At 54.6% G+C, this 23901-nt stretch carries 20 protein-coding genes and 2 pseudogenes; 9 read left to right on the top strand and 13 right to left on the bottom strand.

Annotation, left to right across the window (positions count from 1 at the left end; all coding sequences use genetic code 11):
* The first annotated feature begins 107 nt into the window (after positions 1-107).
* Together HV318_RS04810 and exoX are read left to right on the top strand one after the other, a co-directional pair.
* The gene (locus HV318_RS04810) at positions 108-758 is read left to right on the top strand and encodes a carbon-nitrogen hydrolase family protein (protein ID WP_182271803.1); all 651 of its coding nucleotides are present in this window, start codon (positions 108-110) and stop codon (positions 756-758) included.
* Between the two features lie 24 nt (positions 759-782).
* Positions 783-1445: an exodeoxyribonuclease X gene (gene exoX / locus HV318_RS04815; protein WP_182271804.1), complete on the top strand. Its 663-nt coding sequence runs from the start codon at positions 783-785 to the stop codon at positions 1443-1445.
* On the opposite strand, the gene ptrB is transcribed toward exoX, so the two are convergent.
* Complete coding sequence (ptrB, locus tag HV318_RS04820) at positions 1442-3502, bottom strand: oligopeptidase B (protein WP_182271805.1); 2061 nt, start codon at positions 3500-3502, stop codon at positions 1442-1444. The genes exoX and ptrB overlap by 4 nt on opposite strands.
* A gap of 195 nt (positions 3503-3697) precedes the next feature.
* On the opposite strand from ptrB, the gene purT reads away from it, so the two are divergent.
* Complete coding sequence (gene purT / locus HV318_RS04825; RefSeq protein ID WP_182271806.1) at positions 3698-4876, top strand: formate-dependent phosphoribosylglycinamide formyltransferase; 1179 nt, start codon at positions 3698-3700, stop codon at positions 4874-4876.
* Between the two features lie 41 nt (positions 4877-4917).
* On the opposite strand, the gene kdgA is transcribed toward purT, so the two are convergent.
* The 3 genes from kdgA to zwf all read right to left on the bottom strand — a co-directional run bounded on the left by kdgA (position 4918) and on the right by zwf (position 9120).
* Entirely contained in the window at positions 4918-5559 is a 642-nt protein-coding gene (gene kdgA / locus HV318_RS04830) for a bifunctional 4-hydroxy-2-oxoglutarate aldolase/2-dehydro-3-deoxy-phosphogluconate aldolase (RefSeq protein WP_006811025.1), read from the bottom strand.
* 39 nt (positions 5560-5598) lie between these two features.
* The gene (gene edd / locus HV318_RS04835) at positions 5599-7410 is read right to left on the bottom strand and encodes a phosphogluconate dehydratase (RefSeq protein ID WP_182271807.1); all 1812 of its coding nucleotides are present in this window, start codon (positions 7408-7410) and stop codon (positions 5599-5601) included.
* 234 nt (positions 7411-7644) lie between these two features.
* Positions 7645-9120: a glucose-6-phosphate dehydrogenase gene (gene zwf / locus HV318_RS04840; protein ID WP_182271808.1), complete on the bottom strand. Its 1476-nt coding sequence runs from the start codon at positions 9118-9120 to the stop codon at positions 7645-7647.
* Between the two features lie 319 nt (positions 9121-9439).
* On the opposite strand from zwf, the gene HV318_RS04845 reads away from it, so the two are divergent.
* Together HV318_RS04845 and pyk are read left to right on the top strand one after the other, a co-directional pair.
* On the top strand, positions 9440-10345 hold the full coding sequence (locus HV318_RS04845; RefSeq protein WP_182271809.1) for a MurR/RpiR family transcriptional regulator: 906 nt from the start codon (positions 9440-9442) through the stop codon (positions 10343-10345).
* 116 nt (positions 10346-10461) lie between these two features.
* Positions 10462-11904, top strand: a complete 1443-nt coding sequence (gene pyk, locus HV318_RS04850) for a pyruvate kinase (protein ID WP_182271810.1) — start codon at positions 10462-10464, stop codon at positions 11902-11904.
* A 51-nt stretch (positions 11905-11955) separates the two neighbouring features.
* Here pyk and lpxM read toward each other — a convergent pair whose 3' ends face one another.
* From lpxM to znuA, 3 genes are all read right to left on the bottom strand, one after another.
* A complete protein-coding gene (lpxM, locus tag HV318_RS04855) occupies positions 11956-12927 on the bottom strand; it encodes a lauroyl-Kdo(2)-lipid IV(A) myristoyltransferase (RefSeq protein WP_182271811.1) in 972 nt (323 codons plus the stop codon).
* A gap of 121 nt (positions 12928-13048) precedes the next feature.
* Positions 13049-14368 (bottom strand): murein DD-endopeptidase MepM, encoded by a 1320-nt coding sequence (mepM, locus tag HV318_RS04860; protein ID WP_182271812.1) that lies wholly within the window; start codon positions 14366-14368, stop codon positions 13049-13051.
* Positions 14369-14383: 15 nt separating this feature from the next.
* A complete protein-coding gene (znuA, locus tag HV318_RS04865; protein ID WP_182271813.1) occupies positions 14384-15328 on the bottom strand; it encodes a zinc ABC transporter substrate-binding protein ZnuA in 945 nt (314 codons plus the stop codon).
* Positions 15329-15405: 77 nt separating this feature from the next.
* Here znuA and znuC point away from each other — a divergent pair, with 77 nt between their 5' ends.
* Positions 15406-16161 (top strand): zinc ABC transporter ATP-binding protein ZnuC, encoded by a 756-nt coding sequence (gene znuC / locus HV318_RS04870; protein WP_182271814.1) that lies wholly within the window; start codon positions 15406-15408, stop codon positions 16159-16161.
* Positions 16158-16943, top strand: a complete 786-nt coding sequence (gene znuB, locus HV318_RS04875) for a zinc ABC transporter permease subunit ZnuB (RefSeq protein WP_182271815.1) — start codon at positions 16158-16160, stop codon at positions 16941-16943. Before znuC ends, znuB begins: the two co-directional genes overlap by 4 nt.
* A gap of 59 nt (positions 16944-17002) precedes the next feature.
* Here the strand turns inward: znuB and ruvB are convergent, their stop codons facing one another.
* The 6 genes and pseudogenes from ruvB to aspS form a co-directional block, all read right to left on the bottom strand.
* Positions 17003-18013 (bottom strand): Holliday junction branch migration DNA helicase RuvB, encoded by a 1011-nt coding sequence (ruvB, locus tag HV318_RS04880; protein ID WP_182271816.1) that lies wholly within the window; start codon positions 18011-18013, stop codon positions 17003-17005.
* A gap of 8 nt (positions 18014-18021) precedes the next feature.
* On the bottom strand, positions 18022-18633 hold the full coding sequence (gene ruvA, locus HV318_RS04885; RefSeq protein WP_182271817.1) for a Holliday junction branch migration protein RuvA: 612 nt from the start codon (positions 18631-18633) through the stop codon (positions 18022-18024).
* Positions 18634-18906: 273 nt separating this feature from the next.
* A complete protein-coding gene (ruvC, locus tag HV318_RS04890) occupies positions 18907-19428 on the bottom strand; it encodes a crossover junction endodeoxyribonuclease RuvC (RefSeq protein ID WP_014832404.1) in 522 nt (173 codons plus the stop codon).
* 37 nt (positions 19429-19465) lie between these two features.
* On the bottom strand, positions 19466-20206 hold the full coding sequence (locus HV318_RS04895; protein WP_182271818.1) for a YebC/PmpR family DNA-binding transcriptional regulator: 741 nt from the start codon (positions 20204-20206) through the stop codon (positions 19466-19468).
* A 27-nt stretch (positions 20207-20233) separates the two neighbouring features.
* Positions 20234-20677 carry a dihydroneopterin triphosphate diphosphatase gene (gene nudB, locus HV318_RS04900; RefSeq protein WP_182274531.1) on the bottom strand — a complete coding sequence of 148 codons (444 nt, stop codon included), beginning with the start codon at positions 20675-20677 and terminating at the stop codon, positions 20234-20236.
* Positions 20678-20780: 103 nt separating this feature from the next.
* A pseudogene (aspS, locus tag HV318_RS04905) lies at positions 20781-22565 on the bottom strand (aspartate--tRNA ligase); the annotation flags it as partial.
* A gap of 263 nt (positions 22566-22828) precedes the next feature.
* On the opposite strand from aspS, the gene HV318_RS04910 reads away from it, so the two are divergent.
* Together HV318_RS04910 and HV318_RS04915 are read left to right on the top strand one after the other, a co-directional pair.
* Positions 22829-23395, top strand: coding sequence for a hydrolase (locus HV318_RS04910; RefSeq protein WP_182271819.1), 567 nt, complete (start codon positions 22829-22831; stop codon positions 23393-23395).
* Positions 23392-23886, top strand: a pseudogene (locus HV318_RS04915) (DUF72 domain-containing protein); the annotation flags it as partial. The gene HV318_RS04910 and the pseudogene HV318_RS04915, both read left to right, overlap by 4 nt.
* Between the last annotated feature and the right edge of the window lie 15 nt (positions 23887-23901).

Raw genomic sequence — 23901 nt, forward strand, 5'->3', positions numbered from 1 at the left:
TAACGAGCCGTTACATTTCCTTACGCTGATTATGGCAGGATAAGAAAACCCTGATTAAATTAGGTGTATTCTTAAATCCCTGCGACTCAGTGTATAAGGAAGTCACGATGTCACGATGGAATATTGCGGCAGCTCAGTATGCCGGGCAGCACCACAGTGTAGATGACCATGTCGAACACCATCTCCGTTTCATTGAAGAAGCGGCACGGCAGCAATGCGATTTGCTGGTGTTTCCTGAACTCTCGTTAACCGGCCCGGGGACAACGACTTTACCTGCCCCACCCGGCGATCGGCAGCTGGAACCTCTGCTTGCCGCCGCACAGTTCCACCGCATTACCGTCATTGCGGGGATCACACTTGATCTTCAAGGCCAACGCCAGAAAGGGCTCGTCCTTTTTACGCCGTACCACGATGGCATTCTGCGATATCCTCAGGGTAACGGTGCAAGCCTGATCCCCGGCGAGAAACAGCTCACCATCATTGATACACAGTCAGACTCCCCGAATCTTGACCCTCAGGCAACCTTGTTTACCAGCTGTCAGGCCGTGGGGGAAAACCGCTGGCGGCAGTCCATCAGTATGCTGCAGCGCTTTGCACATAAGTATGCCATCGCGGTGTTAATGGCCAATGCCCGTAGCGGTAGCGCACTGTGGGATGAAAAAGGTCAGTTGATCGTGCGTGCGGATAAAGGCGAGCTGTTATTAACCGGCTCTCTGGGCCGACAGGGTTGGCAAGGCGATATCATTCCATTAGGCTAAGCGTTTTATGGTCAGGAGCGATCAATGCTGCGCGTCATCGATACCGAAACTTGCGATCTCCAGGGCGGAATAGTGGAAGTGGCCTCTGTCGACGTTGTTGACGGAAAGATAGTCAACCCTATGAGCCACCTGGTGCGTCCGGACCGTCCAATTAGTCCGCAGGCGATGGCCATCCACCGTATTACGGAGTCTATGGTGGCAGACAAGCCGTGGATTGAAGAGGTCATTCCCCACTATTACGGTAGCCCGTGGTATGTTGCGCATAACGCCAGTTTTGACCGCCGGGTATTGCCGGAAATGCCCGGGGAGTGGATCTGCACCATGAAGCTGGCGCGCCGCCTGTGGCCAGGGATCAAATACAGCAACATGGCGCTGTATAAATCCCGCAAGCTCAGCGTCAGAACGCCGGAAGGGTTACATCACCACCGCGCCCTGTACGACTGCTATATCACCGCCGCGCTGCTGATTGACATCATGAATACATCTGGCTGGACGCCGGATGATATGGCCACGATTACCGGACGTCCCGCATTGTTGACGACCTTTACCTTTGGTAAATACCGCGGCAAAGCGGTTTCCGATATCGCGGATAAAGATCCGGGCTATTTGCGCTGGCTGTACAACAACCTGGACAAAATGAGCCCGGAGCTCCGCTTAACGCTGAAGCACTATCTGGGTGACGCCTAACGTTCGGCACGGCCTGGCAGCGTATCCTGCGCCAGGCCAATCAGGAAGGCATACTCCAGCGCAACCCCTTCGTAGGATTTAAACCGCCCCGATTTTCCCCCGTGTCCGGAATCCATATCCGTGCACAATAGCAACAGGTTATCGTCGGTTTTCAGTTCACGGAGTTTTGCTACCCATTTCGCGGGTTCCCAATATTGCACTTGCGAATCATGCAGGCCAGTGGTCACCAGCAAATGCGGGTAGGCTTTCGCCTCTACGTTGTCATAAGGGCTGTACGTTTTCATATAGCGATAATACACATCGTCCTGCGGATTACCCCACTCCTCGAATTCACCCGTCGTTAACGGAATGGATTCATCCAGCATGGTGGTCACCACATCCACAAAAGGAACCTGCGCCACAATGCCTTTGAAGCGTTCAGGACGCTGATTAATGACCGCCCCCATCAGCATCCCACCGGCACTGCCGCCCATACCAAAGCAGAGCGTCGGATCGCCATAACCTTGATCCACCAGCGCATCACAAACATCGAGATAATCATTGAAGGTATTTTTCTTTTTCAGGAACTTACCGTCTTCATACCAGTGGTGACCCAGTTCCCCACCGCCGCGCACATGGGCGATAGCAAAAACAAACCCACGATCGAGCAGGCTCAGCCTGCTGCTGCAGAAGTCCGCGTCCATACTGGAGCCGTAGGATCCGTAGCCGTATACCAGGATCGGATTTTTACCTTTCCGGAAATGTTCCTTCCGGTACACCAGTGACACTGGTACCTCCACTCCATCGCGGGCGGTTACCCACAGGTGTTCACTGCGGTATTTCTCCGCGTCGAAACCCGCCACTTCCACCTGTTTAATCACCTGCCGCTGCCCGGTGTCCATATCCAGTTCAAACAATGTGTCTGGCGTGGTCATCGATGAGTAGCCGTAGCGCAGCCGCGATGATTCCGGTTCGGGGTTAAAACCAATCCACGTTACATAGGCCGGATCGTCGAACGCAATCCCCACCACTTCATGCGTTTTGCGGTTAATTTGTCGCAGGCTGGTCAGCCCCCGCTGACGCTCCTCCACCACCAGCCAGTCGGTGAAGAGCGTAAATCCTTCGAGCATCACCTGTTCCCGGGCGGGAATTAAGACCTCCCATTTGTGCTCATCACGTACTTTGGTCTTATAGAGGCCAAAGTTTTTGCCTTCACGGTTAGAACGCAAATAAAAGCTGTGCTGGAAGTGATCCAGGCTGTACTCATGATCTTTGCGACGCGGCAGAAAACAGAGCGGCTGCGCATCGGGCAGTTCGGCATCCAGCAGCAAGACTTCAGAGGTGGTCGCGCTGGCGAGCGAAATGATGACGTAGCGGCGCGACGAGGTTTTATGCAGGCTAACGTAAAACGTATCGTCTTTCTCTTCATACACCAGTTCATCATCAGAGGAAGCCGTGCCCACGGTGTGACGCCATACCTGCCAGGGCAGTAAGGTCAAAGCATGCTTTTTGACGTAATAGACCGTTTCAGAGTCGTTCGCCCAGACAAAATCCGGTGAGACATTCTCCAGCGTTTCTGGATACCAGTTCCCCGTATCCAGGTTACGGAAACGCAGTCCGTACTGGCGGCGAGAGAGGTAATCTTCCGCCAGCGCCATAATGGCGTTATCAGGTGAGACAGACATGCCACCCAGTGTATAAAACTCGCTGTGGGCCGCGCGCTGGTTAGCGTCAAGCAGGGTTTCCCAGTCATCCCACTCGGCACTTAACACCGGCTGTCGCTGATAGACAGGATATTCATTGCCGGGGTCATAGCGGTGGCGGTAACGGTAGCCATTTTTGGTCCAGGGCGCAGAAATGTCGCGCTGGGGGATGCGTTGCACCATCTCACTCAGCAGTTGATCCTGCAGCGCCTGCTGGCTGGACATGACCTTCCGGCCATACTCATTTTCCTGGTGCAGATAGTCGAGCACATCTGGCTGAGCGCGCGAATCGTCCCGCAGCCAGTAATAGTTATCTATACGTGTATCGCCATGCATGGTGATCGCATAGGGCGTACGTCGGGCTTTCGGTGGCATGTCATGTTTCTTTTGAGTTTCACACCCTATAAGGTTGGCAAAACGCACACATCATGCAAGCGAAACATGGCCTCCACTCGCAGAAAGACGCATTCTCTGGCTGGTTAAATTTCTTACCGGTCTCCCGGCTCCCGGAACAAGACAGACGCAAACGTTTTCGTTTATACTGCGCGCAACTTTTTCAGGGGGATTGTTATGACTCGTTTAGGAACCGCGCTGCGACCTGCAGCGACGCGCGTAATGCTGCTAGGATCGGGAGAACTGGGAAAAGAGGTTGCCATTGAGTGCCAGCGCTTAGGCGTTGAAGTCATCGCGGTTGATCGTTATGCAGATGCCCCTGCGATGCACGTAGCCCACCGCGCTCATGTGATTAACATGCTGGATGGCGACGCCCTGCACGCCCTGATTACCAAAGAAAAACCGGATTTCGTGGTACCGGAAATCGAAGCCATTGCTACCGATATGCTGATTGCCCTTGAGCAGGAAGGTCAACGCGTAGTGCCCTGTGCAAAAGCGGCGAAGCTGACCATGAACCGTGAAGGTATTCGCCGTCTGGCGGCTGAAGAGCTGCAACTCCCCACCTCCAGCTACCGTTTTGCTGGTAACAAAGCCGAATTCCTTCAGGCCGTCAACGAGATTGGCTACCCGTGCATCATTAAGCCGGTAATGAGCTCCTCCGGTAAAGGGCAAAGCTTTATCCGCGACAGTAGCACGCTGGATAAGGCCTGGGACTATGCGCAACAGGGTGGCCGCGCCGGTGCCGGGCGCGTGATTGTCGAAGGTGTGGTTAAGTTTGATTTCGAAATCACCCTGCTCACCGTCAGCGCCGTGGATGGCGTTCATTTCTGCGACCCGATTGGTCACCGTCAGGAAGATGGTGATTATCGCGAATCCTGGCAGCCGCAGCAGATGAGCCCTCTGGCCCTGGAACGTGCGCAGGAAATAGCCCGTAAGACGGTGCTGGCGCTGGGCGGTTACGGCCTGTTCGGTGTGGAGCTGTTTGTCCGCGGTGATGAGGTCATTTTCAGTGAAGTCTCCCCTCGCCCGCACGATACTGGCATGGTGACCCTGATCTCACAGGATCTCTCTGAGTTCGCCCTGCATGTGCGTGCCTTCCTCGGCCTGCCTGTCGGTGGTATTCGTCAGTACGGCCCGGCGGCATCGGCGGTGATCCTGCCGCACTTGACCAGCCAGAACGTCACCTTCGATAACGTTGAAGGTGCCGTCGGCGCAGGTTTGCAGGTCAGGTTGTTCGGTAAACCGGAAATCGACGGTTCACGTCGTCTTGGCGTGGCGTTAGCGACGGGTGAGAATATAGATGATGCCGTGGCAAGAGCCAAAACGGCCGCCGCGAATGTCAACGTAGCAGGATAAAAAAACGGGCCAGAAGGCCCGTTTTTCATTCGACTACACGCTTACTGCTTAGCACCTTCAACTGCTTCACGAGCCAGTTTCGTAATGCGATCCCAGTCACCGGCTTCCAGCGCGTCAGCCGGAACCAGCCATGAACCACCGATGCACAGCACGCTTTTCAGCGCCAGGTAGTCACGGTAGTTCGCCGGAGAGATACCGCCGGTTGGGCAGAAACGAACCTGAGAGAATGGACCGGCAATGGCCTGCAGCGCTTTGGTGCCGCCGTTCGCTTCTGCCGGGAAGAATTTGAACTCTTTCAGACCGTAGTCCATGCCCAGCATCAGTTCAGACACGGTGCTGATACCAGGGATCAGCGGAATAGAACCTTCGGTTGCGGCTTTCAGCAGAGGCTCCGTCAGACCCGGGCTGATCGCGAACTGTGCGCCTGCTTCGGTCACTTCAGCCAGCTGCTGCGCGTTCAGAACAGTCCCCGCACCGATGATCGCGTCCGGTACTTCTTTGGCGATAGCGCGGATAGCGTCCATCGCACAGGCGGTACGCAGAGTCACTTCCAGAACGCGAACCCCACCTGCAACCAGCGCTTTCGCCATCGGTACAGCGTGCTCCAGTTTATTTACCACAATAACCGGCACGACAGGGCCAGTGGTCAGGATTGCTTCTGCACTTGTTTTCCAGTTTTTCATCAGAGTTTTCTCTCGCCAGATCGATAAAATCAAGTCGTCTTAAAACGTAATACAGGTTGCGCCCTGCTCCGCGCCGGAGAGTTTCTCACGCAGCGCACTAAACATTTCGCGTCCGGTACCCACACGCGACGCGCTAAGGTCAGGAATATGTGGCTTACGCGCCGCCAGCTCTGCTTCATCCACCAGCAGGGTTAACTCGCCTGTCTGACCGTTGACGCGGATCATGTCGCCATCGCGAACTTTCGCCAGCAGGCCGCCGTCGTAAGCTTCAGGGGTCACGTGGATCGCTGAAGGCACTTTACCTGATGCCCCAGAAAGGCGTCCATCGGTCACCAACGCAATTTTGAAACAGCGGTCCAATAATACACCAAGTGGCGGCATAAGTTTATGCAATTCTGGCATCCCGTTGGCTTTTGGTCCCTGGTGACGCACCACCACCACGCAATCTTTGTCGAGCAGGCCAGCGTCAAAGGCTGGTAACACGTCGTGCTGGCTTTCAAACACCACCGCCGGCGCTTCGATAATCTGATTCTCTTCCGGTACGGCAGACGTTTTCATTACTGCACGACCCAGGTTACCGCTCAGCACTTTAGTACCACCGTGGTGAGAGAACGGTTTGTCGATGGTGGCGATAACCTGCGCATCGAGGGACGCGCTCGCGCCTTCACGCCAGTCCAGCTCGCCGTTGTTCAGCCACGGCTCCAGGGTGTAACGCTGCAGACCAAAGCCCGCCACAGTGTTCACATCTTCATGCAGCAGGCCGCCTTTGAGCAGTTCACGCATCAGAACCGGCACGCCACCGGCTGCCTGGAAGTGGTTAATGTCCGCCGGGCCATTCGGGTACAGACGCGCCATCAGCGGTACAACAGCAGAAATATCGGAGAAATCGTCCCAGTTGATCAGAATGCCCGCCGCGCGTGCCATCGCTACCAGGTGCATGGTGTGGTTGGTTGAACCACCGGTTGCCAGCAGCGCGACAATTCCGTTAACAACGACTTTTTCGTCGATCATTTTACCCAGAGGCAGCCACTCGCTGCCGTTACCGGTCAAACGCGTCACCTGGCGGGCAGCGGCTTCAGTCAGCGCCTGACGCAGCGGAGCATCCGGCTGGATAAAGGACGAACCTGGCAGCTGCATCCCCATAAACTCCACCACCATCTGGTTGGTGTTGGCCGTACCGTAGAAGGTGCAGGTACCCGGCGCGTGGTAAGAGGCGGCTTCCGCTTCCAGCAGCGCCTGACGGTCTGCTTTGCCTTCAGCATACAGCTGTCGAATACGTACTTTTTCTTTGTTTGGCAGGCCGCTGCTCATTGGACCTGACGGCACAAAAATTGCGGGCAGATGACCAAACGACAGTGCCGCCATCGCCAGCCCCGGGACTATCTTGTCACACACGCCCAGGTACAGCGCACCATCGAACATGTTGTGAGACAAGCCAACCGCCGCAGACATCGCAATCACTTCGCGGCTCAGCAGAGACAGCTCCATTCCGTCCTGACCCTGGGTTACACCGTCGCACATCGCTGGCACACCACCCGCGACCTGACCGACTGCATTCACGCTGTGCAGCGCTTTACGGATGATATCCGGGTAAACCTCATACGGCTGGTGCGCGGAAAGCATATCGTTATAGGAGGTAATAATGGCGATATTGTTACGCAGCATGCTTTTCAGCGAGGCTTTATCATCGGGTTGGCAGGCGGCAAAGCCGTGGGCCAGGTTACCGCAGGCCAGTTGAGAGCGGTGGACAGTGTTACTCTTTGCCTGTTCAATCCGGGCGAGGTAGGCCGAGCGCGTCTCTTTTGAGCGCTCGATAATGCGTTTTGTTACGCGTAACAATACAGGATTCATAAAAGCTCCTCTAATTTATCTGTCCGTGCTCGGGAGTTTACAAAGTTGCTGGCAGTTGTTAACAACGCTGAAACGCTTGCTGTCCGGAGCCCAGGGGCAAAATCACTTCCGGCAGTGTAATAAAAAAAGCTCCGCGGGTGAATCCACGCGGAGCTTAAAAGATTAAAAATTATGCGACTAACTGTGCCAGATCATGTTACCGGTAAAATAACACCTCCGGGTTAGTGGATAATCTTACTCAAACTCGTTCCATGAGCGACCATCACGGGTGATCATCGCAACCGATGCGACCGGCCCCCAGGTCCCCGCCTGATACGGTTTTGGCACATCCTGATCGGCAGCCCAGGCTTCAGTGATGGAGTCGACCCATTTCCACGCCTCTTCCACTTCATCGCGACGCACGAACAGCGCCTGGATACCACGCATGGTTTCCAGCAGCAGACGCTCGTAAGCATCAGCCAGGTGCGTCTGGTTGAAGGTTTCGGAATAACTCAGATCCAGCTTGGTGGTCTGCAGGTTGTGCTTGTGATCCAGGCCTGGGACTTTGTTCAGGATCTGAATATCCACACCTTCGTCCGGCTGCAGACGGATGGTCAGTTTGTTCTGCGGCAGTTCCTGCCAGGACTCTTTGAACAGGTTCAGTTCCGGGTTTTTGAAGTACACAACCACTTCAGAGCATTTGGCTGGCAGACGTTTACCGGTACGCAGATAGAACGGAACACCCGCCCAGCGCCAGTCGTCGATATCCACACGGATCGCCACAAACGTCTCTGTGTTGCTGGATTTGTTCGCACCCTCTTCTTCCAGATAGCCCGGTACTTTTTTACCCTGTGCAAACCCGGCGGTGTACTGACCGCGAACGGTTTTCTCACGTACATTTGAACGGTCAATGCGGCGCAGTGATTTCAGGACTTTCACTTTGGCATCGCGGATGCTGTCAGCCGTCAGATCGGATGGCGGAGACATCGCAATCATGCACAGGATTTGCAGCAGGTGGTTCTGGATCATGTCGCGCATCTGACCGGCCTGGTCAAAGTAACCCCAGCGACCTTCAATGCCCACCTCTTCGGCCACGGTAATTTCCACATGGTCGATAGTGCGGTTATCCCAGTTGTTTACAAACAGGGAGTTAGCAAAACGCAGCGCCAGCAGGTTCAGTACCGTCTCTTTACCCAGGTAATGGTCAATGCGGTACACCTGACACTCTTCGAAGTATTCGCCCACCTGGTCGTTAATTTCGCGTGAGGTCGACAGAGATGTACCCAGCGGTTTTTCCATAACCACGCGTGCTGGTTTGTTATTCAGTTTTGCCTCGCCCAGCCCTTTGCAGATTGCGCCGAAGGTGCTTGGCGGCATGGCGAAATAGTTAATGGTGACACGGTTTTTCTGATCCAGCATTTCACCTAAACGGGTGAACGCGCTGACGTCGTTAACGTCCAGGTTGCAGAAATCAAGACGGCCACTCAGGGTATCCCACAAACTTTCATCAATTTTCTCTTTCATGAAAGTTTCGAGCGCCTCGCGCACCACTTTGGTATAAGCGTCCTTGTCCCAGTCGGCGCGCCCTACACCCAGGATACGGGTATCCGGATGGAGTTGGCCCGCTTTCTCCAGTTGATACAGGGAAGGCAGCAATTTACGGCGTGCAAGATCGCCTTTCGCGCCGAAAATGACCAGGTCACATGCCTGGGCTGTTTGCGTTACCGCCATGTCATTCTCCTCAGTTGGATAACCTGGTGCTTCTGCCAGGTATCGTTGTAATTTTATTACAATGCACTGTACTGCTTTTACGTCATTCCCGAAACCATTAGCGCTTAACGTCACGTGCGATACGGTGATTTTTGACCTGCCAAACGCATGCGGCACGGCAATAACGCGAAAACCGATGATTCTTTGTTCTGTCCGGCCACGGTAAAACCCGACATCGATCAAGTAATGAAAAAAAACAACAACATTTCTTGTCGACTGTTACCCTTTAAGAAACCACAGGGGTAATATCGGCTAAATCGAATCATGATTTCATCAATCAATGAAATCGTTTCCACCCATGAGCGCCTTGTTAACGATGAACATGCTGGAAAAAATCCAGTTTCAACTGGAACACCTTAGCAAATCCGAGCGAAAAGTGGCCGAAGTTATTCTCGCCTCCCCCGCTCAGGCGATTCATTCAAGCATCGCCGCTCTGGCACAGGAATCGGGCGTCAGCGAACCGACGGTAAATCGATTCTGCCGCAGTCTGGAAACGCGCGGTTTCCCTGATTTTAAACTGCATCTGGCCCAAAGTCTGGCAAACGGCACGCCCTATGTTAATCGCAATGTGGATGAAGACGACAGCGTAGATGCATACACGGCGAAAATATTTGAGTCGGCAATGGCCACGCTTGACCACGTCCGCCAGTCGCTGGATATGAGCTCGGTAAATCGCGCGGTCGATTTACTGACGCAGGCCAAGCGTATTGCCTTCTTCGGTCTCGGGTCGTCAGCAGCTGTGGCACATGATGCCATGAACAAGTTCTTCCGCTTTAACGTTCCGGTGATTTATTCCGATGACATTGTGCTGCAACGCATGAGCTGTATGAATTGTAGCGAAGATGATGTTGTGGTGCTTATCTCGCACACGGGTCGTACCAAGAGTCAGGTTGAACTGGCACAGCTGGCGCGTGAAAACGATGCCATGGTGATCGCCCTGACGACGGCGGGCACACCGCTGGCGCGAGAAGCGACGCTCGCCATCACTCTGGATGTGCCTGAAGACACGGACATGTATATGCCGATGGTGTCTCGTCTGGCGCAGCTTACGGTGATTGACGTGCTGGCAACCGGTTTTACCTTACGCCGGGGCACAAAATTCAGAGATAACTTGAAGCGTGTCAAAGAAGCGCTCAAGGAATCGCGTTTTGATAAAGAATCGCTCATAAAGAGTGATGTTCCCTAATAACTAAGATGTAAACGATTTACGGCATTCGGTCCCCTCTCTGTTGCTTTGCAGCAGAAGAAGGCCGATTCAATGTTCACGCAACACCAAAGTTGTTTCAGTCAACGGAGTATTACATGTCCAGAAGGCTTCGCAGAACCAAGATCGTAACCACCTTAGGCCCGGCTACCGATCGCGATAATAACCTTGAAAAAATTATCGCCGCTGGTGCCAACGTGGTGCGTATGAACTTCTCTCACGGTACGCCAGAAGACCATAAATTACGTGCTGATAAAGTGCGCGAAATCGCGGCCAAACTGGGTCGCCATGTTGCTATCCTCGGTGACCTGCAAGGTCCCAAAATTCGCGTATCCACCTTTAAAGAAGGCAAAGTTTTCCTCAATATCGGTGATAAATTCTTGCTGGATGCCAACCTGGGCAAAGGCGAAGGCGATAAAGAGAAAGTCGGTATCGACTATAAAGGTCTGCCGGCTGACGTGGTGCCTGGCGACATCCTGCTGCTCGACGACGGTCGCGTACAGCTGAAAGTGCTGGACGTTCAGGGAATGAAGGTGTTCACCGAAGTGACCGTCGGTGGTCCGCTTTCTAACAACAAAGGGATCAACAAACTCGGCGGTGGCCTCTCTGCAGAAGCGCTGACCGAAAAAGACAAAGCGGATATCGTAACCGCTGCGCTGATTGGGGTTGATTACCTGGCCGTCTCCTTCCCGCGCTGCGGCGAAGATCTGAACTATGCACGCCGTCTGGCTCGCGATGCCGGTTGTGATGCGAAAATCGTGGCCAAAGTTGAACGTGCTGAAGCCGTTTGCGACCAGGACGCAATGGACGACGTGATCCTGGCGTCTGACGTGGTCATGGTTGCCCGTGGTGACCTGGGTGTGGAAATTGGCGACCCGGAACTGGTCGGTATCCAGAAAGCACTGATTCGCCGCGCACGTCAGTTGAACCGCGCCGTGATCACCGCGACCCAGATGATGGAGTCCATGATCACCAACCCAATGCCAACCCGTGCAGAAGTGATGGACGTGGCCAACGCCGTGCTGGACGGTACCGATGCCGTGATGCTGTCCGCAGAAACAGCGGCGGGTCAGTACCCGGCAGAAACCGTCGCCGCAATGGCGCGCGTATGCCTGGGTGCTGAAAAGATCCCAAGCATTAACGTCTCTAAGCACCGTCTGGATGTACAGTTCGACAATGTGGAAGAAGCGATTGCGATGTCCGCCATGTACGCGGCTAACCACCTGAAAGGCGTTACGGCGATCATCACCATGACCGAATCTGGCCGTACCGCGCTGATGACTTCCCGTATCAGCTCCGGCCTGCCAATCTTCGCCATGTCCCGCCACGAGCGCACCCTGAACCTGACAGCGCTGTATCGCGGCGTCACGCCAGTTCACTTCGACAGTGCCTGTGACGGTGTTGCGGCGGCGACTGATGCGGTTAACCTGCTGCGTGATAAGGGCTATCTGGTATCCGGTGATATTGTCATCGTGACGCAAGGCGACGTGATGAGCACCATCGGTTCGACTAACACCACACGCGTTATGACAGTCGAGTAATCAAGGCTGGATATGCGCTCCCCTCTCCCTTTCAGGGAGAGGGGATATTTTTTATTTACCCGGGAAAAGCTCTCTACGTTTGTACGGCTCTTTTTCGCCCGGTTTACGCGTTTTGAGAAGCTTCAGTATCCACGTGTATTGCTCTGCATGTGGCCCCACCAGAAGCTCCACCTCTTCGTTCATGCGCCGCGCAATGGTGTTATCGTCGGCAGTCAGCAAGTCATCCATCGGTGGACGCACTTCAATGCTCAGACGATGCGTTTTGCCATCATAAACAGGGAACAGCGGAACAACTCTGGCACGGCAGACTTTCATCAAGCGGCCAATCGCAGGCAGTGTCGCCTTGTAGGTCGCAAAGAAATCGACAAACTCACTGTGCTCAGCACCGTGATCCTGATCCGGCAAATAGTAGCCCCAGTATCCCTGACGCACGGACTGAATAAACGGCTTGATTCCATCGTTACGCGCATGCAGGCGACCACCAAAGCGGCGACGCACGGTATTCCAGACGTAATCAAAGATCTTATTCCCCTGATTATGGAACATCGCCGCCATTTTCTGGCCTTGCGATGCCATCAGCATGGCGGGAATATCCACACCCCAGCCATGAGGAACGAGAAAAATCACCTTCTCATCATTGCGACGCATCTCGTCGATGATTTCCAGCCCTTTCCAGTCCACACGATTGAGGATTTTCTCTGGCCCTTTCAGTGCCAGCTCTGCCATCATCGCCATTGCCTGCGGGGCAGTGGTATACATGGCATCAATAATCGCTTCGCGCTCGGCGTCGCTCTTTTCAGGGAAACAGTAATAGAGGTTGATCTGTGCGCGGCGGCGGGCGCTTTTACCCATCCGTCCGGCAAGACGGCCTACCTTTCCCAGCAGAGGATCACGCACGGATGCTGGCAGTAACGCGATACCGGCGAAGGCATATACGCCAAGCCAGGCTCCCCAGTTGCGCGGGTGACGAAACGACGGCTCAAACTCAGGAATATACTCAATGTTATTTTTTTTTGTTTCCATGCTGATTCCAGGGAAGGTAATGCGAAAAAAACGAATAATGCGAATAGTGTAGCGAGGCTGAGGCTCAGGCACAAAAGAAAAAGCCGGTGCGCACTGGCACCGGCTTTATGCTGAACAGCGTTTAGTCAAAACGCAGTTGCGGTATCACCTCTTTCACCTGAGCCAGGTAATCATTACGATCTTTACCCGTCAGGCCTTCGGTGCGCGGCAGCTTCGCCGTCAGCGGATTCACCGCCTGCTGGTTAATCCACACTTCATAGTGCAGATGCGGACCCGTAGAGCGTCCGGTATTACCCGAGAGCGCAATACGATCGCCGCGCTTCACTTTCTGCCCCGGCTGCACCAGCATTTTACGCAGGTGCATATAACGGGTGGTGTAGGTACGTCCATGACGAACCGCCACGTAATACCCTGCAGCCCCGCTGCGTTTAGCCATGACCACTTCGCCATCACCCACCGCCAGCACTGGCGTACCCTGCGGCATCGCGAAATCGACACCACGATGTGGTGCAACACGTCCGGTGACCGGGTTCAGACGACGCGGGTTGAAGTTGGAAGAGACGCGGAACTGTTTAGCCGTCGGGAAGCGCAGGAAACCTTTCGCAAGCCCGGTACCGTTACGGTCATAAAACTTACCGTCTTCGGCGCGAATGGCGTAGTAGTCTTTACCTTCGGAACGCAGGCGAACACCCACCAGCTGACTTTGCTCACGTTTGCCATCCAGCATTTCACGGGACATCAGCACAGAGAACTCATCGCCTTTTTTCAGTTTACGGAAATCCATTTGCCACTGCATGGCCCTGATAACCGCGCTGATTTCAGCGCTGGTCAACCCGGCATCACGTGCGCTGGAGACAAAACTCGCTCCAACGGTGCCTTTCAGCACGCTGTTCACCCAGTCGCCCTGCTGCATTTCGCTGTCCATCTTGAAACCGTTTGCAGTACGCTCATAGGTGCGGGTTTCACGACGCGACACTTCCCACGTCAGGCTCTGTAAATCGCCCTCCGCGCTCAATGTCCAGGAGAGTTGCTGACCAATTTTAAGGTTGCGTAATGCTTTATCCGCGGCTGCCAGCTGGCTGATATCCCCCATTTCAATGCCGTACTGGTTCAGAACGCTGCTCAGCGTATCGCCCGTCGAGACGACATATTCATGGGTACCTGAGTCATTTTCGGTTTTATCATCCAGCTCATCCTGAGGGATGGCTTCATCTTCCTGAGCCGTCTGGTCGATGGGTTCGCTGGCCTCTGGCAGTAAAGAACGGATCTCGCTCTTTTCAAGCTCAATGGTTTTGATGATAGGGGCAGAACTTGGGTGGTACACATAGGGCCGCCAGACGGCGACCGCTAAGGTGAGAACAGTAAGCGACCCCAGCATAACGCGATGGGGTCGGGGCAAATTGTTAAATGCCAGAGCGACAGAGCGGGCTATCTGTTGCACGTATTCACTTCCTCGTTAATCTCCTTTCAGGCAGCTCGCATACTGGTTCGCCAGTTGGCTGAGGAACTGCGAATAGCTCGCTTTGCTCAACTGGATATTCGTTCCTAGCGGGTCAAGGGTTCCCATGCGCACGGATGTTCCCCTGGCCACGGCTTCTACGACCGCTGGCCTGAACTGTGGCTCAGCAAAAACGCAAGTCGCTTTTTGCTCAACCAACTGTGTTCTGATTTCATGTAAACGCTGCGCACCGGGCTGAATTTCAGGGTTGACGGTAAAGTGACCAAGTGGGGTCAGGCCGTAGTGTTTTTCGTAATAGCCATAGGCGTCATGAAAAACGAAATACCCTTTTCCTTTCAACGGTGCGAGCTCGTTACCCACCTGCTTATCGGTTGCGGCTAATTGAGCCTCAAAATCCTTCAGGTTGGCGTCTAGTTTGGCTCGACTTTGCGGCATAAGTTCCACTAATTTGTCATGGATTGCAACCGCTGAAAGCCGCGCTATCTCTGGGGAAAGCCAAAGATGCATGTTGTACTCGCCGTGATGGTGATCTCCATCACCTTTTTCACTGCTGGCATGCGCGTGGTCGTGTTCGCCACCGTCGTCATCAGCCCCTTTCATGAGCAGCGGTTTCACGCCTGACAGTTCGGCAATAGTGACCTGTTTCTGTTCAGGAACCTGTTTTGCCGATTTCTGCATAAACGCTTCCATTTCTGGCCCAATCCAGACAACTAAGTCCGCGTTTTGTAAGCGTTTTACATCCGACGGCCGCAAGGAATAGTCATGTTCGGAGGCACCATCAGGCAGCAAAACCTGAGTCTCTGTCACCCCGTCTGCAATGGCCGAAGCAATGAATCCAAGCGGTTTAAGCGAAGCGACAACGGCGGCGTTACCATCTTGTGCTGTTGTACCCCAAAGAGCAGCGGATAATGCTGCGAAAAGAAGCGTATTTTTATGTAACATAATGCGACTAATCATCGTAATGAATGCGTGGAATGTGATATTATAACATTCGTTGACTTCTGCAAGCTTAAATTGACATGACGACTTTGGTTTCTCTCGAAAATATTTCGGTCTCATTCGGTCAGCGCCGCGTCCTTTCTGACGTGTCACTGGATCTGAAACCCGGCAAAATTCTGACGCTGCTCGGCCCTAATGGTGCAGGTAAATCCACGCTCGTTCGCGTAGTGCTTGGCCTGGTAAGACCTGACGAAGGCGTGATCACGCGCGAAGAAAAATTGCGTATCGGCTATGTGCCGCAAAAATTACACCTGGACGCCACGCTGCCGTTGACGGTCAGCCGCTTCCTGCGTCTTCGCCCTGGTACACATAAAGCCGACATTCTCCCGGCGCTGAAACGTGTCCAGGCGGGTCATCTTGTCGACGCCCCGTTGCAGAAACTCTCTGGTGGTGAAACCCAGCGCGTTTTACTTGCCCGTGCGCTGCTGAGCAGCCCACAGTTGCTGGTGCTGGATGAACCGACGCAGGGTGTGGATGTGAATGGTCAGGTTGCACTTTATGATTTAATCGACCAGCTGCGCCGCGAGCTTAACTGCGCGGTACTGATGGTTTCCCACGACCTGCATCTGGTGATGGCAAAAACCGACGAAGTGCTGTGTCTGAACCATCATATCTGCTGTTCCGGCACGCCGGACGTGGTGTCGACGCACCCGGAGTTTATCTCTATGTTTGGCCCCCGCGGTGCTGAACAGCTGGGAATTTATCGCCATCATCATAATCACCGCCACGATTTACAGGGACGAATTGTCCTGCGCCGGGGAAATGGACACTCATGATTGAACTGTTACTGCCCGGCTGGCTGGCCGGGATTATGCTTGCCTGCGCCGCGGGCCCGCTTGGCTCGTTTGTGGTGTGGCGCAGAATGTCCTATTTCGGCGATACCCTGGCGCATGCCTCTCTGCTCGGGGTTGCCTTTGGCCTGTTACTGGACATCAATCCGTTCTATGCGGTGATTGTGGTCACGCTGCTGCTGGCTGCCGGTCTGGTCTGGCTGGAAAAGCGCCCTCACCTCGCCATTGATACGCTGCTTGGCATTATGGCGCATAGCGCCCTGTCGCTGGGGCTGGTCGTGGTGAGTCTGATGTCCAATATCCGCGTTGACCTGATGGCCTACCTGTTTGGTGACCTGCTGGCCGTGACGCCGGAAGACCTGATTTCTATCGCCATCGGGGTTGTGGTGGTGCTGTGCATTTTGCTGTGGCAGTGGCGTAACCTGCTGGCAATGACCGTGAGCCCGGATCTGGCGTTTGTCGACGGCGTGAAACTGCAGCGCGTGAAGCTGCTACTGATGCTGGTAACTGCGTTGACCATCGGGGTAGCAATGAAATTTGTCGGTGCGCTGATTATCACCTCACTGCTGATCATTCCGGCGGCCACAGCACGTCGTTTTGCCCGTACGCCGGAGCAAATGGCGGGTGTAGCGGTTATCGTGGGGATGATTGCGGTAACAGGCGGGCTGACTTTCTCGGCATTTTATGACACACCGGCAGGCCCGTCAGTAGTGCTGTGCGCGGCGCTGCTGTTTATTTTCAGTATGATGAAGAAAACAGCAAGTTAAGACCGAGGGCGCTGATGCCCTCACCCTGGCCCTCTCCCACAGGGAGAGGGAACACAGCATTACGGCATCTCCGGTGGGGTGATCCCGAAATGATTCCACGCTCGTACCGTTGCCATACGTCCACGCGGCGTACGCTGTAAGAAGCCCTGCTGGATCAGATACGGCTCCAGTACGTCCTCAATTGTTTCACGCTCTTCACCAATTGCCGCCGCCAGATTGTCCAGCCCGACAGGGCCGCCAAAGAACTTGTCCAGTACCGCCAGCAGCAGCTTACGATCCATATAGTCGAAGCCTTCAGCATCCACATTCAGCATGTCCAGTGCCTGTGCGGCAATCTCAGCGGAAATCGAGCCATCGTGCTTCACTTCAGCAAAGTCACGCACGCGGCGCAGCAAGCGGTTAGCAATACGCGGTGTACCGCGAGAGCGTTTCGCCACTTCGAACGCCCCTTCTTCGCTCATCTCCAGCCCCATATAGCGGGCACTACGGCCAACGATATGCTGAAGGTCAGGAACCTGATAAAACTCCAGGCGCTGTACAATGCCAAAACGGTCACGCAGTGGCGAGGTTAACGACCCGGCACGCGTCGTCGCACCAATCAGGGTGAACGGCGGCAGGTCGATTTTGATAGAGCGTGCCGCCGGGCCTTCACCAATCATAATATCCAGCTGATAGTCTTCCATCGCCGGATAGAGCACCTCCTCCACCACCGGTGACAGGCGGTGGATCTCATCGATAAACAGTACATCGTGAGGTTCAAGGTTGGTCAGCATCGCCGCCAGGTCACCTGCTTTTTCCAGCACCGGGCCAGACGTGGTACGCAGGTTTACGCCCATTTCATTGGCTACAATATTCGCCAGCGTGGTTTTACCCAGGCCTGGAGGGCCAAAAATCAGCAGGTGATCGAGCGCATCGCCACGCAATTTTGCCGCCTGGATGAAAATTTCCATCTGGGAACGAACCTGTGGCTGGCCGATATACTCATCAAGCAGTTTGGGGCGGATCGCGCGATCCACCACGTCATCTGCCTGAATAGTGCCTGCCGATACCAGGCGGTCTGCTTCAATCATCCTTTACCTCACAATGCAGCGCGCAGCGCTTCACGAATCAGGGTTTCACTGCTGGCATCCGGTTTGGCGATTTTACTCACCATGCGGCTGGCCTCCTGAGGTTTATAGCCCAGTGCTACCAGCGCAGCAACCGCTTCCTGTTCGGCGTCATCCGATGCTGGCGCACCAGGAGAGGTCAGCACCAGGTCTGCCGCTGGCGTAAACAGATCGCCGTGGAGACCTTTAAAGCGGTCTTTCATCTCGACAATCAGACGCTCGGCGGTTTTCTTACCGATACCCGGTAGCTTAATCAACGCAGCGGGATCTTCGCGCTCAACGGCATTCACAAACTGTTGGGCAGACATCCCGGACAGAATAGCCAGTGCCAGCTTTGGCCCGACGCCATTGGTTTTAATCAGCTCGCGGAACAGCGTACGTTCCTGCTTGTTATTAAAGCCGTACAGCAACTGGGCATCTTCACGCACCACAAACTGGGTAAAGACAATCGCCTCTTTACCCGCGTCCGGCAGCTCGTAGAAGCAGGTCATTGGCATATGGACTTCATAGCCCACGCCACCTACTTCCAGCAGCACTAACGGGGGTTGTTTTTCAATGATGATGCCTCTGAGTCTGCCTATCACGTGACGCTCCTGCGTTCTGGAAGAAATTAACTGCCGACGTATACCCTAAATAATTCGAGTTGCAGGACAAAACGCCTTTAGCGTTTTGAACAGCGCTTGCGCTGGCCCCGAAGGGGCGAGGCCATAGGCCGAGTCACGCGGCAAGGGAGTGAATCCCCTGGAGCTTACACCAGTAAGTGACTGGGGTGAGCGAGTGCAGCCAACGCACATGCAGCTTGAATTATGACGGGTATAATAAAAAAAGGCTGGATAAACATCCAGCCTGATTTCTCATTATCGTAACCTGCCTCGCGCCAGATTGAGCCGCGACTCGCTCATTTGCATCGCGTTCTGGCTGACATGACAGTGGGTTATCGCAATGGCCAGCGCATCGGCGGCATCGGCCTGTGGGTTTGCGGGAAGCTTCAGCAAGGTGCGCACCATGTGCTGTACCTGACTTTTCTCCGCGCTACCAATCCCCACCACCGTCTGCTTAACCTGTCGTGCCGCGTATTCAAATACCGGAAGATCCTGGTTCACGGCAGCAACAATGGCCACGCCGCGTGCCTGGCCGAGCTTTAACGCCGAATCGGCGTTTTTCGCCATAAAGACCTGCTCGATGGCGAAATAGTCCGGCTGAAACTGGGTGATAATCTCCGTCACGCCTGCATAAATGAGCTTCAGGCGGGACGGTAAATCGTCAACTTTGGTGCGAATACAACCGCTGCCCAGGTAGGTTAACTGGCGTCCAACCTGACGGATGACGCCATAACCGGTGACGCGCGAGCCGGGGTCTATCCCGAGGATAATCGACATCACGCGTCTCCTGTAACGATAAAATTAAGCCACGCCATTACAGCGTAGCCGCAACCTCATCAGAGATTTCACCGTTGTGATACACTTCCTGCACGTCATCGCAATCTTCGAGCATGTCGATCAGACGCAGCAGTTTCGGTGCTGTTTCAGCATCCATATCCGCTTTGGTTGACGGGATCATAGACACTTCAGCGTTGTCCGCTTTCAGGCCAGCCGCTTCCAGGGCGTCACGCACTGCACCCATCTCTTCCCACGCGGTGTACACGTCGATAGCACCATCATCGAAGGTCACAACGTCTTCAGCACCGGCTTCCAGCGCCGCTTCCATGATCACATCTTCATCGCCTTTCTCGAAGGAAATCACGCCTTTTTTGCTGAACAGGTACGCTACAGAACCGTCGGTACCCAGGTTGCCACCGGTTTTGCTGAACGCATGACGCACTTCCGCAACGGTACGGTTACGGTTGTCAGACAGACATTCAACCATTACCGCAGTACCGCCAGGGCCGTAACCTTCATAAATGATGGTTTCCATGTTCGCGTCTTCGTCACCGCCCACGCCACGTGCGATAGCACGGTTCAGGGTGTCACGCGTCATGTTGTTAGACAGCGCTTTATCAATAGCCGCACGCAGACGTGGGTTAGAACCCGCATCGCCGCCACCCAGACGTGCTGCCGTTACCAGCTCACGAATGATTTTGGTAAAGATCTTACCGCGCTTGGCATCCTGTGCCGCTTTGCGGTGTTTGGTGTTGGCCCACTTACTATGACCTGCCATAAAAAGTTCTCCAAAAATCGCGCCTTCTCAGGCAGCGTTAATTACAAATTCTTCAATCGCCTGCCGGTTGCTCCACGACTTGGTTAGCGCGGCGGCATCCGCCGCATTCACCCAACGGTAGGCCAGGTGTTCGGTGAACACGACCTCCCGTTCGCGGGGGAGCGCAAGACAGAACCACGATTCCGTATTGCGCTCAATACCCGGAGCATAGCGATGACGTAAATGGCTAAAAATTTCAAACTCCACCGTGCGCTGACAGTCCTTCAGGGTCAGTTGCTCGCAAGCAACATCAATGGTGACCTCTTCCTTTACTTCGCGCGCGGCGGCCTGCAACGCGGTTTCCCCCTCTTCCAGACTGCCGGTAACCGACTGCCAGAAATCAGGGTCATCGCGCCGCTGCAACATCAGCACCCGCTTCGTGTCCTGGGCGTATATGACGACAAGAACGGAAACCGGGCGCTTAAATGTCATCTTAATCGTGCTCAACTTCATCCTTACTGAATGAATCAGGCCATTTAATTACATCAAGGAACACCCCTTCCAGACGCCATTTATTGATTTCCCTTTCAATTTCTTCGCGCTTAGTATTGCCTTTCTCTTCCTTTTTCACCACGTCAATGCCCAGCTCAGCCAGAGAGGCCGGGTTGGCAAAGCTTGGCGCTTCGGTCATCAGACACGCCGCAGCGGTGGTTTTCGGGAAGGCGATAACGTCACGAATGTTGTCAGTGCCGGTCAGCAGCATGGTCAGACGGTCAAGACCGAATGCCAGGCCTGCGTGCGGAGGCGTACCGTATTTCAGCGCGTCCAGCAGGAAGCCAAATTTCTCGCGCTGCTCTTGCTCGTTGATGCCCAGAATGCCAAACACGGTCTGCTGCATTTCGCCGCTGTGAATACGCACAGAACCACCGCCAACTTCGTAGCCGTTGATGACCATATCGTAGGCATTTGCCACCGCGTCTTCTGGTGCTGCTTTCAGCTCTGCCGCAGTCATATCTTTTGGCGAGGTGAACGGGTGGTGCATTGCGGTCAAGCCGCCTTCACCGTCGTCTTCAAACATTGGGAAGTCGATAACCCACAGCGGAGCCCATTTGGTTTCGTCGGTCAGGCTCAGGTCTTTACCCAGCTTCAGACGCAGTGCGCCCATCGCATCAGCAACGACTTTCTTGTTGTCTGCGCCGAAGAAGATCATGTCGCCGTCCTGCGCGCCAGTGCGCTCAAGGATCGCTTCCACGATGTCCGCGTTCAGGAACTTCGCCACCGGGCTGGTAATGCCTTCCAGGCCTTTTGCACGCTCGGTCACTTTAATATAAGCCAGACCTTTCGCACCGTAGATCTTGATGAAGTTGCCGTAGTCGTCAATCTGCTTACGGCTTAAGCTCGCACCGCCCGGTACGCGCAGCGCAGCTACACGACCTTTCGCATCGTTAGCCGGGCCGGCAAATACCGCGAACTCAACGGATTTCACCAGGTCTGCCACATCCACCAGCTCCATCGGGTTACGCAGGTCTGGTTTGTCTGAGCCGTAGCGACGTTCTGCTTCGGCGAAGGTCATGATTGGGAAATCACCCAGCTCAACGCCCTTCACGTCGTTCCACAGGCTACGCACCAGCGCTTCCATCACTTCACGCACTTGCCCGGCGGTCATGAAGGAGGTTTCTACGTCGATCTGGGTAAATTCAGGCTGACGGTCAGCACGCAGGTCTTCGTCACGGAAGCATTTTACGATCTGATAGTAGCGGTCAAAACCGGACATCATCAGCAGCTGTTTGAACAGCTGTGGAGACTGTGGCAACGCGTAGAACTTGCCTTTATGAACGCGTGAAGGGACCAGGTAATCGCGCGCGCCTTCTGGCGTGGCTTTGGTCAGCATCGGGGTTTCGATGTCGAGGAAACCGTGGTCATCCATAAAGCGACGTACCAGGCTGGTAATTTTCGCACGGGTTTTCAGGCGCTGAGCCATTTCCGGACGACGCAGATCCAGGTAGCGATACTTCAGACGCGCTTCTTCGGTGTTGACGTGGTTAGAGTCCAGCGGCAGCGCTTCAGCACGGTTGATGATAACCAGATCGGACGCCAGCACTTCAATTGCGCCGGTTGCCATGTCGGTGTTGACGTTTTTCTCGTCACGCGCACGCACGGTGCCGGTCACCTGAATGCAGAACTCATTACGCAGCTCAGAAGCCAGCTTCAACGCGTCCGCACGATCCGGATCGAAGAACACCTGAACGATACCTTCGCGGTCGCGCATATCGATGAAGATAAGGCTACCAAGATCACGTCGACGGTTGACCCAACCACACAGGGTGACCTGCTGTCCGACGTGGGACTGACGCAGCTGCCCGCAATATTCTGTACGCATGAGATATCCCTTAATTAGCCGCAGGCTAAATGTTGCCTGGTATGCAGGCTACTATGTCGCAGCTTTCTGTATGTCACAACTGGATGAAAAAAGGCGGCTATTATACTGGAAATTCCGCCGGACGATAAGAGCGAAGCACGCCAGACGCACGTTTGCTGCGCTCTTATTGCGCATTCTCACAAAAATTAACAAAATTATCCGACCCACAGCAGGGCACAACGTCGTAAGGTGTAGCCCAGGTTGTTTATTTAACTGGAGTTATTATGTTTACACTCGATGCCACCAGAACTGCACTTGTGGTGATTGACCTGCAGGAAGGGATCCTCCCCTTTGCCGGCGGCCCGCATACCGCTGACAGTGTGGTCAGCCGTGCCGCCCGCCTGGCGGAAAAATGCCGTGCCAGCGGTGCACCTGTTGTCATGGTTCGCGTCGGTTGGTCTGCGGATTTCGCCGAAGCGTTAAAACAGCCTGTTGACGCCCAGCCAGCGGCGCGAGCTCTGCCAGAGAACTGGTGGACGTATCCGGCATCGCTTGGTAAATGCGACAGCGATATTGAAGTGACAAAACGCCAGTGGGGCGCATTCTACGGTACCGACCTGGAACTACAGCTGCGTCGTCGTGGCATAGACACCATCATCCTGTGCGGGATTTCCACCAACATTGGTGTAGAGTCCACCGCCCGTAACGCCTGGGAGCTGGGCTTTAACCTGGTGATCGCCGAAGATGCGTGCAGCGCAGGCTCAACGGATCAGCACCAGGGTAGCATGACCCACATCTTCCCACGCATCGGTCGCGTGCGCAGCACAGATGAAATCTTAAGCGCCTTATGATGTACGTGGGCCTGCCTCAATGGTCGCACCCCAAATGGGTGCGCCTTGGCATCACCAGCCTTGAAGAGTATGCCCGACACTTTAACTGTGTTGAAGGCAATACCACGCTTTATGCCCTCCCCAGAGCAGAAATTGTTGAGCGTTGGCGTGAACAGACTACCGATGATTTCCGCTTTTGCTTTAAGTTTCCGGCCACCATTTCGCATAACGCTGCGCTGCGTAACTGCGGCGATTTGACCGAAGAATTTTTCAGCCGCATGGTGCCACTGGCTAATCGTATCGGCCAGTACTGGCTCCAGCTTCCTGCGACGTTTGGCCCGCGTGACCTGCCCGCACTCTGGCCGTTTCTCGACGCCCTGCCCCGGGAATTTACTTATGGTGTGGAAGTCAGGCATCCTGACTTTTTTGCCAAAGGTGAGGCCGAAAAAGCCCTTAATCGCGGTCTGCATGACCGCTCGGTCAACCGGGTGATCCTGAAGAGACCTTTCTATTGATACACTCTAAAG

The organism is Enterobacter sp. RHBSTW-00901 (assembly GCF_014103115.1).
Lineage (GTDB): Bacteria > Pseudomonadota > Gammaproteobacteria > Enterobacterales > Enterobacteriaceae > Enterobacter > Enterobacter cloacae_P.

Bases quoted from the DNA above. Each gene is read 5' to 3' on its own strand.
- nudB (WP_182274531.1), bottom strand. From the start codon at position 20,677: ATGACATTTAAGCGCCCGGTTTCCGTTCTTGTCGTCATATACGCCCAG.
- ruvB (WP_182271816.1), bottom strand. From the start codon at position 18,013: ATGATTGAAGCAGACCGCCTGGTATCGGCAGGCACTATTCAGGCAGAT.
- ruvC (WP_014832404.1), bottom strand. From the start codon at position 19,428: ATGTCGATTATCCTCGGGATAGACCCCGGCTCGCGCGTCACCGGTTAT.
- ptrB (WP_182271805.1), bottom strand. From the start codon at position 3,502: ATGCCACCGAAAGCCCGACGTACGCCCTATGCGATCACCATGCATGGC.
- zwf (WP_182271808.1), bottom strand. From the start codon at position 9,120: ATGGCGGTAACGCAAACAGCCCAGGCATGTGACCTGGTCATTTTCGGC.
- lpxM (WP_182271811.1), bottom strand. From the start codon at position 12,927: ATGGAAACAAAAAAAAATAACATTGAGTATATTCCTGAGTTTGAGCCG.
- pyk (WP_182271810.1), top strand. From the start codon at position 10,462: ATGTCCAGAAGGCTTCGCAGAACCAAGATCGTAACCACCTTAGGCCCG.
- purT (WP_182271806.1), top strand. From the start codon at position 3,698: ATGACTCGTTTAGGAACCGCGCTGCGACCTGCAGCGACGCGCGTAATG.
- HV318_RS04895 (WP_182271818.1), bottom strand. From the start codon at position 20,206: ATGGCAGGTCATAGTAAGTGGGCCAACACCAAACACCGCAAAGCGGCA.
- HV318_RS04910 (WP_182271819.1), top strand. From the start codon at position 22,829: ATGTTTACACTCGATGCCACCAGAACTGCACTTGTGGTGATTGACCTG.
- edd (WP_182271807.1), bottom strand. From the start codon at position 7,410: ATGAATCCTGTATTGTTACGCGTAACAAAACGCATTATCGAGCGCTCA.
- HV318_RS04845 (WP_182271809.1), top strand. From the start codon at position 9,440: ATGAAATCGTTTCCACCCATGAGCGCCTTGTTAACGATGAACATGCTG.
- znuA (WP_182271813.1), bottom strand. From the start codon at position 15,328: ATGTTACATAAAAATACGCTTCTTTTCGCAGCATTATCCGCTGCTCTT.
- HV318_RS04810 (WP_182271803.1), top strand. From the start codon at position 108: ATGTCACGATGGAATATTGCGGCAGCTCAGTATGCCGGGCAGCACCAC.
- exoX (WP_182271804.1), top strand. From the start codon at position 783: ATGCTGCGCGTCATCGATACCGAAACTTGCGATCTCCAGGGCGGAATA.
- znuC (WP_182271814.1), top strand. From the start codon at position 15,406: ATGACGACTTTGGTTTCTCTCGAAAATATTTCGGTCTCATTCGGTCAG.
- znuB (WP_182271815.1), top strand. From the start codon at position 16,158: ATGATTGAACTGTTACTGCCCGGCTGGCTGGCCGGGATTATGCTTGCC.
- kdgA (WP_006811025.1), bottom strand. From the start codon at position 5,559: ATGAAAAACTGGAAAACAAGTGCAGAAGCAATCCTGACCACTGGCCCT.